The organism is Aeromonas sp. QDB62 (assembly GCF_027705695.1).
In the GTDB taxonomy this organism is placed as follows: domain Bacteria; phylum Pseudomonadota; class Gammaproteobacteria; order Enterobacterales; family Aeromonadaceae; genus Aeromonas; species Aeromonas allosaccharophila.
The window spans coordinates 76,153-88,667 of sequence record NZ_JAPDCD010000001.1 but is presented as its reverse complement, the minus strand read 5'-3'; the positions used below and the strand labels follow the sequence as shown (position 1 = coordinate 88,667).

At 59.8% G+C, this 12,515-nt stretch carries 12 protein-coding genes and 1 pseudogene; 9 read left to right on the top strand and 4 right to left on the bottom strand.

The features are described 5' to 3' along the window. Positions 1-9: 9 nt before the first annotated feature. The 4 genes from oppC to OKC27_RS00425 all read left to right on the top strand — a co-directional run bounded on the left by oppC (position 10) and on the right by OKC27_RS00425 (position 4,200). On the top strand, positions 10-921 hold the full coding sequence (gene oppC, locus OKC27_RS00440) for an oligopeptide ABC transporter permease OppC (protein WP_005337670.1): 912 nt from the start codon (positions 10-12) through the stop codon (positions 919-921). 54 nt (positions 922-975) lie between these two features. After that, the gene (locus tag OKC27_RS00435; RefSeq protein WP_033137998.1) at positions 976-1,956 is read left to right on the top strand and encodes an ABC transporter ATP-binding protein; all 981 of its coding nucleotides are present in this window, start codon (positions 976-978) and stop codon (positions 1,954-1,956) included. After that, complete coding sequence (gene oppF / locus OKC27_RS00430; protein ID WP_042057772.1) at positions 1,957-2,952, top strand: murein tripeptide/oligopeptide ABC transporter ATP binding protein OppF; 996 nt, start codon at positions 1,957-1,959, stop codon at positions 2,950-2,952. Positions 2,953-3,255: 303 nt separating this feature from the next. After that, positions 3,256-4,200: a TerC family protein gene (locus tag OKC27_RS00425; RefSeq protein ID WP_270805787.1), complete on the top strand. Its 945-nt coding sequence runs from the start codon at positions 3,256-3,258 to the stop codon at positions 4,198-4,200. 64 nt (positions 4,201-4,264) lie between these two features. Here the strand turns inward: OKC27_RS00425 and alr are convergent, their stop codons facing one another. Then, a complete protein-coding gene (gene alr / locus OKC27_RS00420) occupies positions 4,265-5,491 on the bottom strand; it encodes an alanine racemase (RefSeq protein ID WP_058054059.1) in 1,227 nt (408 codons plus the stop codon). A gap of 173 nt (positions 5,492-5,664) precedes the next feature. Between alr and OKC27_RS00415 the strand changes: the two genes are divergently transcribed. Then, a complete protein-coding gene (locus tag OKC27_RS00415; RefSeq protein WP_270805786.1) occupies positions 5,665-6,114 on the top strand; it encodes a methyltransferase family protein in 450 nt (149 codons plus the stop codon). Between the two features lie 93 nt (positions 6,115-6,207). On the opposite strand, the gene tapW is transcribed toward OKC27_RS00415, so the two are convergent. Both tapW and OKC27_RS00405 read right to left on the bottom strand, forming a co-directional pair. Further along, positions 6,208-7,347: a type IVa pilus ATPase TapW gene (gene tapW / locus OKC27_RS00410; protein WP_019446654.1), complete on the bottom strand. Its 1,140-nt coding sequence runs from the start codon at positions 7,345-7,347 to the stop codon at positions 6,208-6,210. A 58-nt stretch (positions 7,348-7,405) separates the two neighbouring features. Beyond that, on the bottom strand, positions 7,406-7,762 hold the full coding sequence (locus OKC27_RS00405; protein WP_075112061.1) for a DMT family protein: 357 nt from the start codon (positions 7,760-7,762) through the stop codon (positions 7,406-7,408). Positions 7,763-7,875: 113 nt separating this feature from the next. Between OKC27_RS00405 and OKC27_RS00400 the strand changes: the two are divergent. From OKC27_RS00400 to OKC27_RS00390, 3 genes and pseudogenes are all read left to right on the top strand, one after another. After that, positions 7,876-8,597: pseudogene (locus OKC27_RS00400) on the top strand (substrate-binding periplasmic protein). Between the two features lie 99 nt (positions 8,598-8,696). Next, positions 8,697-9,704 (top strand): vitamin B12 ABC transporter permease BtuC, encoded by a 1,008-nt coding sequence (gene btuC, locus OKC27_RS00395; protein ID WP_270795045.1) that lies wholly within the window; start codon positions 8,697-8,699, stop codon positions 9,702-9,704. A 65-nt stretch (positions 9,705-9,769) separates the two neighbouring features. Beyond that, positions 9,770-10,567 (top strand): ATP-binding cassette domain-containing protein, encoded by a 798-nt coding sequence (locus OKC27_RS00390; protein WP_270805785.1) that lies wholly within the window; start codon positions 9,770-9,772, stop codon positions 10,565-10,567. 237 nt (positions 10,568-10,804) lie between these two features. Here OKC27_RS00390 and OKC27_RS00385 read toward each other — a convergent pair whose 3' ends face one another. Next, positions 10,805-11,872, bottom strand: coding sequence for a 3-deoxy-7-phosphoheptulonate synthase (locus tag OKC27_RS00385; protein ID WP_270805784.1), 1,068 nt, complete (start codon positions 11,870-11,872; stop codon positions 10,805-10,807). A gap of 144 nt (positions 11,873-12,016) precedes the next feature. Here OKC27_RS00385 and OKC27_RS00380 point away from each other — a divergent pair, with 144 nt between their 5' ends. Next, complete coding sequence (locus OKC27_RS00380) at positions 12,017-12,397, top strand: diacylglycerol kinase (protein WP_075112066.1); 381 nt, start codon at positions 12,017-12,019, stop codon at positions 12,395-12,397. The last annotated feature ends 118 nt before the right edge of the window (positions 12,398-12,515 follow it).

The window sequence follows — 12,515 nt, the reverse complement described above, 5'->3', positions numbered from 1 at the left end:
GAGTTCATCATGGTTGTTTCAACTGAAAAACGCGATGCCGTCGAGGCGTTCGCGCAAAAAGTAGAAGTGGTGGAGGGGCGCTCCCTGTGGAAGGATGCCCGTCGCCGTTTCCTGCGCAACAAGGCGGCACTGACCAGCCTGATCATTCTGACCATCATCGGTCTGGCGGTCATCTTTGGCCCCCATCTGTCCCAATACACCTTTGACGATCCGGACTGGGGTGCGATGCAGTCGCCGCCGGATATGGAAGCGGGTCACTACTTCGGCACCGACAGTCTGGGGCGCGATCTGTTTGTGCGTACCCTCTTGGGCGGCCGTATCTCCCTGATGGTCGGCATCATGGGCGCCATGGTGGCGGTCATCATCGGCACCCTGTATGGCGCGGCCTCCGGCTTTATCGGTGGTCGGGTCGACAGCCTGATGATGCGGGTACTGGAGATCCTCAACGCCTTCCCCTTCATGTTCTTCGTCATCATGCTGGTCACCTTCTTTGGTCGCAATCTGGCGCTCATCTTTATCGCCATCGGGGCGGTGAGCTGGCTCGACATGGCGCGGATCGTGCGCGGCCAGACCCTGAGTCTCAAGAGCAAGGAGTTTATCGAGGCGGCCCACGTCTGTGGCGTCTCCAAGTGGAAGATCATCACCCGTCACATCGTACCGAACGTACTCGGTATCGTGGCCGTTTACGCCACCTTGCTGGTGCCGGGCATGATCATGTTTGAATCCTTCCTGAGTTTCCTGGGCCTTGGTGTTCAGGAACCGATGACCAGCTGGGGTGCCCTGCTGGATGAAGGCTCCAAGTCGATGGAAGTGGCCATCTGGCAACTGCTGTTCCCCGCCTGCTTTATGGTGGTGACCCTGTTTTGCTTCAACTTCCTCGGGGATGGTCTGCGTGACGCCCTCGATCCGAAAGATCGTTAATCGAGCATCGGATCGACAGGAAAGCATCATGAAAGATCGATAAGGAGTTTTTATATGAAGTTACTGGATGTGAAAGATCTGCGGGTCGAGTTCAAGACCCCGGACGGCAATGTGGTGGCGGTCAACGACCTCAACTTCTCCCTCGCCGCGGGCGAGACCCTGGGGATCGTGGGTGAGTCAGGCTCTGGCAAGTCCCAGACTGCCTTTGCCATCATGGGCCTGCTGGCCAAAAACGGCATTATTACCGGTTCCGCCAAGTTTCAGGGGGAGGAGATCCTCAACCTGCCGGAGTCCAAGCTCAACAAGATCCGCTCCGAGAAGATCGCCATGATCTTTCAGGACCCCATGACCTCGCTGAACCCCTACATGAAGGTGAAGGATCAGCTGATGGAAGTGCTGATGCTGCACAAAGGGGTAAGCAAGGCGGAAGCGTTCGAAGAGTCGGTGCGGATGCTCGATGCGGTGAAAATTCCCGAAGCGCGCAAGCGGATGGGGATGTATCCCCACGAGTTCTCCGGCGGCATGCGTCAGCGGGTGATGATCGCCATGGCGCTGCTCTGCCGGCCGCAATTGCTGATCGCCGATGAGCCGACCACAGCGCTCGACGTGACTGTACAGGCCCAGATCATGACCCTGATGAACGAGCTCAAGCGCGAGTTCAACACCGCCATCATCATGATCACCCACGACCTTGGCGTGGTTGCCGGTATCTGCAACAAGGTGCTGGTGATGTATGCCGGTCGTACCATGGAGTACGGCAAGGTAGACGATATCTTCTATCGCCCGAGCCACCCCTACACCGAAGGCTTGCTGCGCGCCATTCCCCGTCTCGATACCGAAGGGGAAGTGCTGCCCACCATCCCGGGCAATCCGCCCAACCTGCTGCGTCTGCCGACCGGCTGCCCCTTCCAGGAGCGTTGCCACCGGGTCAGCGAGATTTGCGGCCAGCAGTCACCGATCCTGACCCCGTTCAACGACGGTCGGGAACGTGCTTGCCACTGGGTTTCGGATGCCATCAACAAGGGGGCCAACTAAATGGGTGCCGACAAAAAATTGCTGTTGGAAGTGTCTGACCTCAAGGTCCACTTCAGTATCAAGAGTGGCAAGGCGTGGCCCTGGGCCAAACCGTCTGATCTGAAAGCAGTCGATGGCGTGACCATGCGTCTCTACGAAGGGGAGACCCTGGGGGTCGTAGGCGAGTCCGGCTGCGGCAAGTCGACCTTTGCCCGCGCCATCATCGGTCTGGTACCGGCCACCGATGGCAAGGTGGTGTGGCTCGGCGATGACCTCACCAAGCTCGACCAGAATGCCCTGCGTGAGAAGCGCAAAGAGATCCAGATGATCTTCCAGGACCCGCTGGCCTCGCTGAACCCGCGCATGACTATCGGTGACATCATCGCCGAGCCGCTCATCACCTTCTATCCCAAGCTGCCACGGGAAGAGGTGAAGGAGAAGGTGCGCGCCATGATGAGCAAGGTGGGGCTGCTGCCCAACCTGGTCAACCGCTATCCCCACGAGTTCTCCGGCGGCCAGTGCCAGCGGATCGGGATTGCCCGGGCGCTGATCCTCGAGCCCAAGATGATCATCTGCGACGAGCCGGTCTCGGCGCTGGATGTTTCTATTCAGGCGCAGGTGGTCAACTTGCTCAAGTCGCTGCAAAAGGAGATGGGGCTGTCGCTCATCTTCATCGCCCACGATCTGTCGGTGGTCAAACACATCTCCGATCGGGTGCTGGTGATGTATCTGGGCAACGCCGTCGAGCTGGGGACCCGCAAGGAGATCTTCGCCAATCCGTTGCACCCTTACACCAAGGCGCTGATGTCAGCGGTGCCGATCCCGGACCCGGAGCTGGAGCGCAACAAGGTGATCCAGATCCTGGAGGGGGACTTGCCCTCACCGATGAACCCGCCGTCCGGTTGCGTGTTCCGCACCCGCTGCCCGGTGGCTGGCCCCGAGTGCGCCAAGACCCGGCCCGTGTTGGAGGGGAATTTCGATCACGCGGTCTCCTGCCTCAAGGTCGATCCGCTCTGATGGGGATGTGTTGAACCTGTTTACGGGGCTCCTTGATGGAGCCCCGATTAATTTTGGCAACAGATGAAGATGCCTCTTGGCGTTATCTTTTTCCGCTGTTAATATCCGCCGCACAAGGGGAGTAACTTCTCGCCGGTTTGTCGTCATTACGGTGCATCCATATCCTGCAGTGCACCCGGCAGCTGGGCAGTTGATGAAAATCAGCTGTAAGTGAGACCTTGCCGAGAGGCAAGGTGTATCTGCTCCAAACGCAAACCCACGCCTCTCGGTCGTGGGTTTTGTCGTTTTTGGGGAGAAGTGAAAATGGGTGAATGGTGGATGTGGACCGGTTTCTTCAGCATAGTGCTGGTCCTGTTATGGATAGACATACGCTTTGTCGGTGGCGGCAAGTCACACAAGGTGTCTCTCAAAGAGGCGGGTGTCTGGTCCCTCATCTGGATCAGTGTGGCCCTGCTCTTCAACCTCGCGATCTGGCTCTGGCTGGATCACAGCGCAGGCCGTGAAATTGCCAACCAGAAAGGGCTGGAGTTCCTCACCGGCTACCTCATCGAGAAAGCGCTGGCGGTGGACAACGTCTTCGTCTGGCTGATGCTGTTTGGCTACTTTGCCATTCCGGCCGAGCTGCAGCGTCGGGTACTGCTCTACGGGGTACTGGGTGCCATCGTGATGCGTGCCGGTATGGTGTTCGCGGGCAGCTGGCTCATCGAGCAGTTCCACTCGATCCTCTACCTGTTCGGCGCCTTCTTGCTGCTGACCGGTGCCAAGATGCTGTGGGCGGCTGACAAGGAGCCGGACTTGGCCAACAACCCGCTGCTGGGCTGGATGCGCCGTCGCTTCAAGGTGACCGAGACCCTGGAAGGGGAGAAGTTCTTCGTCTGGCGTGACGGTGTGCGTTATGCCACCCCGCTGCTGCTGATTTTGGTGCTGGTGGAGGTGAGCGATCTCATCTTCGCGGTGGACAGTATTCCGGCCATCTTCGCGGTGACCACGGATCCCTTCATCGTGCTGACCTCCAACATCTTCGCCATCATGGGTCTGCGTGCCATGTACTTCCTGCTGGCCGGTGTGGCTGATCGCTTCGCTCTGCTGAAGTACGGTCTGGCGCTGATCCTGATGTTTATCGGGGTCAAGATGCTGCTGCTGGATATCTTCAAAATCCCGACCGGCATTGCGCTTGGCGTAGTCGCGCTGATCCTGCTGGCATCCATGGGGCTGAGTCTGTTTGTGACCCGTAAAAAAGCCGCTTGAGCGCGGCAGACAATGAAGTAATAACAGCAAGGGCTCCAGTGGGAGCCCTTTTTCATATCGCGTATCAGCGTTTGATCTTTTTGGGGTTGGTGTAGCCCCAGATGGTGTACATGTCCGCCAACAGGGCGCCGTTGTACTCTTCCAGATCAGCCTGTTTCACTTCGGCCTCACCCTGACGGCCAAACAGCACCACCTCATCACCGGGTTTCACCCCTTTGAGATCAGTGACGTCCACCATGATGGTGTTCATGGAGGTCTTGCCGACCACCGGCACCTTTTGACCCTGGATCAGCACATAGGCCTTGTTGCTGAGCGCACGGCGGTAGCCATCGGAGTAGCCCAGCGGCAGGTTGGCGAGCCAGGAGTCACGCTTGAGGGTGAAGGTGCGGTCATAGCCGACGGTGTTGCCGGCCGGGTAGTGGTTGACCGAGGCGACCTGGGTCTTGAATGCCATCACCCGCTTGTATTCGGTGTAGGAGGGGATGGAGTCACCGTAGAGCAGGCCACCCGGGCGCACCATGTCGAAGTAGGCGTCCGGTACTTCCAGGGTGGCGAAGGAGTTGGCGGCGTGGATGGTGATCTTGCTGCGATCCAGCTTGCCCGCTTCCAGCAGCCACTGGGAGTCCAGTTTGAACTGGGCCAGCCCCATCTTGACGTCCTCTTTCTCCTCCACCGGGAAGTGGGTCATGATGCCGACCGGGGTGATCCCCTTGAGCTTGAGCATGGCCAGCGCATCCTGCTTGGCATCGGCCAGACGCAGGTCGATGCCGTTGCGGCTCATGCCGGCAGAGTTGAGACCTATGTGTACCGGAATATTGGTGTGGTGGCGCTGGGCGATATCGGCGATCCCCTGGGCACTCACCAGACTGCCGATCAGCTCTTCCATCTTGTAGGGCAGCGCCTGCTCCACTTCGGCCGGTGTGGCGGCACGCACCCGCATCAGACGGCCGGTAAAGCCCTTCTCGCGGGCAACGCGCGCCTCTTCGTTGCTGGCGATGCCGATGCAGGGGATATTGGCCTTGACCACGGAGGGGACCAGCAGGTCGATGCCATGACCATAGGCGTCGGCCTTCATGATGGCGCAGATCTGCGGGCCCTTGTCACCGAGGCGATCCTTGAGGGTCTGGATATTGTGTTCGAAGGCGCCCAGATCCACTTCCAACCAGGCGTTGCTGGCGGTTTGCTCCTGACCATTGCGATGATCCGTCGCAAGGGGCAGGTAGGGAGCCGCAACGGCTTGGCCCGCGAGCAGGCCGAAGATCAGGGTGGCCAATAGCGTTTTCTTGTGCATGGTGATTCCTTTTTGTTGTTCGCGTTGGATAGTTTGGATGAGAGCGTCAACATTGGCTGTGGTGTAACTACAACTTGTTGTTATTATTATGATCTTTGTCACTCTAAACAGGCGCTGACTGGTTGGGAGTCTACCGCAACACGGGGTCGGCTGACACTTGTCAGGGGAAGAAAATGGTCAATCTTGAGTTACGTTTGCCACCACCGCTGATCTTCCTGCTCTGTGCGGGAGCCATGTGGTGGCTAAGAGGGGAGAGCCAGCCCGGCATCTGGTCAATGGTGCTGATGGCTGCGCTGATCGTGGTAGGCGCCATCATGGGCTTTGGCGCCCAGCAACGGTTTCGTCACCATAAGACTACGGTCAGCCCCACCAAGCCTCAGCACACCAGTCGTCTGGTGACCTGTGGCGTCTATCGCTTCAGCCGCAATCCCATGTATCTGGGGTTGCTCTGCTGGCTGGCCGCCTGGGGCTGTTATCTCGGTGGAATCTGGGTCTGGGTTGGGCCGATCGTGCTGGTGGCCTGGTTGACCCGTTTCCAGATCATTCCGGAGGAGCGGCTGCTGCGCGCCCGCTTCGGCAACGAGTATGTGGATTATTGCCAGCGCGTTCGCCGTTGGTGCTGACTGACTGTGATCTGCGTGATCTGAGGGATAAGTCGGGTCAGCCGTGCTGGATAAAGAGACCCCCGGGCGGGCCCGGGGTTCTCGAGGGGCTAGTTAGAAAAAATCGCCCTTCTCGTCCTTGGTGGGTTCGAGGCTCCAGCCGGTGGCATCGCTGCTGCTGGCAATCTGCCCCTTCTCCTTCCACAACTTGATCTTGAGGCGCAGGTTGTTGGCCGAGTCGGCGTTTTTCACCGCCTCTTCTTCCTCAATCACCCCTTCCACCACCAGATCAAACAGGGCGCTGTCGAAGGTGACCATGCCGAGGGCCTTGGATTTCTCCATCACCTCCTTGAGGCCGCCAAATTCGCCGCGCTTGATCATGTCGCGGATGGTGTGGGTGCCGAGCATGATCTCCACTGCGGCCCGGCGGCCGCCATCGGTGGTTTTCACCAGTCGCTGGGAGACAAAAGCCTTGAGGTTGTTGCCCAGATCGTTGAGCAGCTGCGGGCGGCGCTCCTCGGGGAAGAAGTTGATGATGCGATCCAGCGCCTGGTTGGCGTTGTTGGCGTGCAGGGTGGAGATGGCAAGGTGGCCGGTTTCGGAGAAGGCCAGCGCATGCTCCATGGTCTCGCGATCGCGAATTTCGCCGATAAGAATGACGTCCGGCGCCTGACGCAGGGTGTTTTTCAGGGCGGCGTGGAAGCTGCGGGTATCCACGCCAACCTCCCGCTGGTTGATGATGCTCTTGCGGTGGCGATGAACGAACTCCACCGGATCCTCGATGGTAATGATGTGGCCGCCGCTGTTGCGGTTGCGGTGGTCGATAAGGGCCGCCAGCGAAGTCGATTTGCCCGAGCCAGTGCCGCCGACAAACAGTACCAGACCCCGTTTCTCCATGATGGTGTCGAGCAGCACGGGCGGAAGTTTCAGGTCTTCAAAGCGGGGGATCTCGGTCTTGATGTTGCGCGCCACCAGAGAGACTTCGTTGCGCTGCTTGAAGATGTTGACCCGAAAGCGGCCGATCTGGGGCAGGGAGATGGCGAGGTTCATCTCCAGCTCCTTGTCAAACTGCAGTTTCTGCTCGCCATCCATGATCTCGGCGGCGATCCGTGCCACCTCTCCCGGCTCCAGCGGCGTTTCATTCAGGGGGCGCAGGCCTCCGTTGAACTTGGCGCAGGGAGGGGCGCCGGTCGACAGATAGAGGTCTGAGCCATCCTGCTTGGCCAGGATCTGTAACATGTCTCGCAATTCCATTTTTTTGCCTCGTCGATCAATGAGATGCCATGAGCGGGATGATATTGAGTGTACAGCGTCAGGCGCCGGTCAGTTTCTCGCGAAAGACAAAAAAGACCGCACCCATAATGCAGAGCCCTGCCCAGAGGTAGTCCCATTTCAGATCTTCCTTGAGATAGAAGATAGAGAAGGGGACGAATACGGTGAGGGTGATCACCTCTTGCAGGATTTTCAGTTGCCCCACGCTCATCACCGTGTGGCCGATGCGGTTGGCGGGCACCTGCAACAGGTATTCGAACAGGGCGATGCCCCAGCTCACCAGGGCGGCAATGATCCAGGGTTTGTGGTTCATGCTCTTGAGATGAGCGTACCAGGCGAATGTCATGAAGACGTTGCTGCATAGCAGCAGGCCGATACTGGCGAAAATCGGGTTCATAGGGTTCTCCTTTAAAATCCGGCGCATTTTATCCCTGAACTACGGGTTTTCATACGTGGTGCGGAAGGGTATTTTTAACCAACAGGATCGGGCCGTGCGAGGTATGCGACGGGATGGGCAAGTTAAGTTGGATAGCGTTGTTACTGTTATTTGCCATGCCGGTGCGAGCGACCCCGACGCTGACGGTGGCCACCGATCTGTGGCCGCCGTTTCGTATCCTGCAACCGGATGGCCGGTTTTACGGACTGGACATGGATATTCTGCAACAGCTGGAGAGCCGCAGTGGCATTCGCTTCAAGGTGAAACGGATGCCCTGGGGACGGGCGCTCAAGCAGATGCAGACCGGTCGGGTCGATCTGATGATTGGCCTCGCCTATACCACCGAGCGGGCGCAGTTCATCGACTATCTGCTGCCTGCCTACTACCAGTGCTGGCCCGCGTTTTATGGTCAGCCAGTCAATGTGGCCCGGATCCACCAATACAACGATTTGCAGGGGGTGAAGGTGGGCTATGTGCTCAACTCCGCCTACTTTGAGCCCTTCAACTCTGACAGTCGTCTCGACAAGCCACCGAGGAGCAGTTGCTGCGCATGGTGCAGCGCGGTCGCCTGCCGTTGATGATTGGCACCGACTGTCAGGTGGACTATGCCCTGAGTCAGGGAAATGCCAACCGGGTGAGTAAGGCGGACTACCGCCCCGCCAGTCCGGTGACCCTCTATCTGGGGATGAGCAAGCACTCACCTCACCAGTCGCTGCGCCAGCCCTTGTTGGTGGCGCTGCAAAATCTGGTGGCCAGTGGCGAGATAAGCGTGATGGCCAAGCGTTACCAGCCTTGACCTTGGGTGGCAAGCCGCTGTTATCATGCCCTTTTCCTGCTTTCCCCCGGCTCTGCGACAGGGCCGGGGATAAAGCCTAGTTATTGTCGGGGATCATCCTTGTACCTCTCCCTTATCGCCCGCCAGCAGCGCTGGCAGCGGCGCTGGCTCTGTGGCCTGACGCTGTTGACCCTGTTGCTGTTTCTCTTCTCCCTCATCTGGGGCGAGTTTGTGCTGCTGCCCTGGCAGCCCCTTGGCGATCTCGAACAGCGCATCCTGCTGGAGCTGCGGCTGCCGCGTGCCCTGCTGGCCCTGCTGGCAGGCGCAGCGCTCGCCTGTGGCGGCGCCGTGCTGCAGGTGATGCTGCACAATCCGGTGGCGGAGCCCGGGCTTCTTGGCGTTTCGAGCGGAGCAGGACTGGCCGCTATGGTGGCGATGGCGGTGGCCAAATCCCTAGGCTTATATTTGCCAGGCTGGGGGCTGTCGCTGGCGGCCTTTGGTGGCGCCTTGCTGGTCACCATGCTGCTCATTCGGCTGGCTCGCCGTGCTCGTCTCGGCCATGCCCGCTTGCTGCTGTTTGGCGTGGCCATCGGTATTCTCACCAATGCCGCCATGACCTGGCTGATGTACTTTGCCGACGACGGCTCCTTGCGTGAATTCATGTTCTGGATGATGGGCAGCCTCTCTTACGGCAGCCAGCAGTTCGGCTGGTGGTGGCTGGTGCTGCCGCTCACTCTGAGCTGGCTATGCTGGCAGGGCAAGGCGCTGCAACAGTTGCTGCTGGGGGAGACCCAGGCCCGCCTGATGGGGATGGATGTGGACAGGATGCGGGTGCGGCTGGTGCTGGCGGTCTGCCTGCTTACCGGTGTGGCGGTGTCGCTGTGCGGCGTGATCGGTTTTGTCGGGCTGGTGGTGCCCCATCTGCTGCGGCTCTGTGGCGGCAGCGATCAGCGCTTCCTGCTGCCCGCCTCGGCGCTCGGCGGCGGGGCCCTGCTGCTGGCGGCCGATCTGTTAGCCCGCTCGGCACTCAGTGCCGGTGAGTTGCCCATCGGCGTCATCACCGCCTCGGTGGGGGCGCCGCTCTTTATCTACCTGCTATTGAGGCAAACTGCCGATGGTGCTGCATGAATATCTGCATGATTTGGTCGGGGCGCGCAGTCTCCTTATTTACCCGTTGTTGAGGCTAGATGCCGATGTCGCCTGCTGATCCCATCTCTGTTGCTGCTCTTGCTGCTGACACGTTGCTGGAGGCGCGTGCACTCGCCATTGCCGGGCGGCTCTCCCCCCTCGATCTGCGCTGGCATGGCGGCCAGCTGGTGGCTCTGCTCGGCCCCAATGGCAGTGGCAAGTCGACCCTGCTCGGCGCGTTGGCGGGGATCTTGCCCGCCGATGGCGCCGTGCTGCTGGGGGGGGAAGTGCTCACTGACCTGAGTTGGCCGGAGCTTGCCAAACGGCGTGCCATGTTGCCCCAGCGCCAGCCTCAGTTGTTTCATATTCCGGTGTTTCAGGTGTTGAGCCTGGGGCTCGATCAAGGGGTTGTGCCCGCCAGACAGAACGAGGCGATCGGGGCGCTGTGCGAGGCCCTGGAGCTGGAGGCTTTGCTGGCACGTGATTTCAGCCGCTTGTCGGGAGGCGAGCAGCAGCGGGTACTGATTGCCCGCACCCTGCTGCAGGTGTGGCCGAGCCTCAATCCGACCGGCAAGGTGCTGCTGCTGGACGAGCCGCTGGCGGGGCTCGACTTGCATCATCAGCTGGCGCTGTTGCGGTTGCTGAAAACCCTCGCCGCTCAGGGTTTGTTGGTAGTGCTCGCCATCCACGATATCAATCTGGCCATCGACTGGGCCGACCGCATCCTCTGTCTGCAACAGGGCGCCGTGGTGCGCGAAGGGGGCGTCGAGCTGGTGGATGAGGCGCTACTGGCGCAGGTATTCCAGATCCGCACCGACCGCATCGAAGCCGCTGGCCGAGTCTGGTTTATGCCCAGTTTATAAGCGGGGTATAGGAAAGAGTGCGCGTGTAGGGTCGATTAGCGAAGCGTAATCGGCCGACAGCAAGAAGAAGGGGCCGGTATCAACAATACCGGCCCCTTTTGGTTTTCTTCGCAGTGCAAGCCTGTTTGCTCAGACGTACCGGCATTGCTTCTGCCAGCATGGCCAGCAGGGTTTCGGTGTCGCTCCCTGACAGGCAGGCATCTGTGATGCTCTGGCCGAAGGGTGATGACGCAGCCGTTACCGCAGGTTTGCTTTGTTCAACCGCACCTGCGCCGCCTCTGCCAGCATGGCCAGCAGGGTTTCGGTGTCGTTCCACGACAGGCAGGCATCGGTGATGCTCTGGCCAAAGGTGGCGGCGCAGCCGTTCTCCACATCCTGACGCCCTTCCACCAGGAAGCTCTCGGCCATGATACCGGCGATGCCGGTGCGGCCGCGGCGCAGCTGATCGCAGATATCTTGCGTCACCAGCAGCTGACGGCGGTGATCCTTCATGCTGTTGCCGTGGCTGAAATCGACCACCAGACGCTCCGGCAGGCCCACATCGGCCAACGCTTCACACGCTTCATCGACACTGGCGGTGTCGTAGTTCGGTCGGTGGCCACCACGCAGGATCACATGACCAAAGGGGTTACCGGCGGTGCGGTAGATGGTCATCTTGCCGTCCTTGTCCGGCGAATAGAAGATGTGGCTGTGGCGGGCGGCGCGCACCGCATCGATGGCGATACGGGTATTGCCGTCGGTGCCATTCTTGAAGCCGACCGGGCAGGAGAGGGCCGAAGCCATCTCGCGGTGTACCTGGGATTCGGTGGTGCGCGCGCCGATGGCGCCCCAGGTGATGAGGTCGGCAATATACTGGCCGGTCACCATATCGAGGAATTCGGTGGCGGTAGGCATGCCGAGCTCATTGATATCGACCAGCAGCTTGCGCGCCAGTTTCAGCCCTTCGTTGACGTCGAAACTGCCATCGAGGCGTGGATCGTTGATCAGCCCCTTCCAGCCGACGATGGTGCGCGGCTTCTCGAAGTAGGTGCGCATCACGATGCAGAGGCTCTCTTTGTACTGCTCGCGCAGGGCATTGAGACGCAGGGCATACTCGCGAGCAGCAGCGGGATCATGGATAGAGCAGGGGCCGACGATGACCAGCAGGCGCTGATCGTCTCCGGCCAGAATGGCTTCCACTTCGCGACGGGCATCCAGCAGATTCTGGGCAATGGTATCGGTGATCGGAAACGCGTGTGCGAGCTCGCTCGGAGTGATCAGTGACTCCAGGCGACGGGTGCGCAATTCATCTGTGTGAATGGACATACAACTCAAGTCTCGAGTGGGTGGTGTCAGCCGCAAGGGGCGAAAAAGCAAAGAGATAAAATAAAGCAAAAGTCCCCTGATTGAAACCTTGGGGGGCTCTGATAGGATGTGAGGCCAAAATCGATTCCAAATGAGGTAGATAGCGTGGCAAAGCCAGGGGCAACCGGGGTCACCCGCATCATCAACGCAACCGGTTACAGCATCAAGGGGCTCAAGTCAGCCTGGATTAATGAGGCGGCGTTTCGGCAGGAGCTGATGCTGATCCTGTTGCTGATGCCACTGGCCTTCTGGCTGGGGGATTCTCTCAACCAGATCCTGCTGCTTATCGTCATCAGCTGGCTGGTGGTGATCGTCGAGATCCTCAACTCCGCCATCGAAGCCGTGGTTGACAGGGTTGGCTCCGAGCATCACGAGCTCTCCGGCCGCGCCAAGGATCTCGGTTCTGCTGCGGTGTTTATCGCGCTGGCCCTCAATGCGCTGGTTTGGGGCGCGCTGGTAGGCCGCAATCTGTTGGGCTGGTGGTAGATCACATATCTTGCGGGTGCGTTTGCACCCTCTCTCCGGGAGAGGGCAGGGTGAGGGTTGAATCTTCTGCCCCTCATCCCCAACCCTTCTCCCGCGAGGGGAGAAGGGGGCAAAAGCG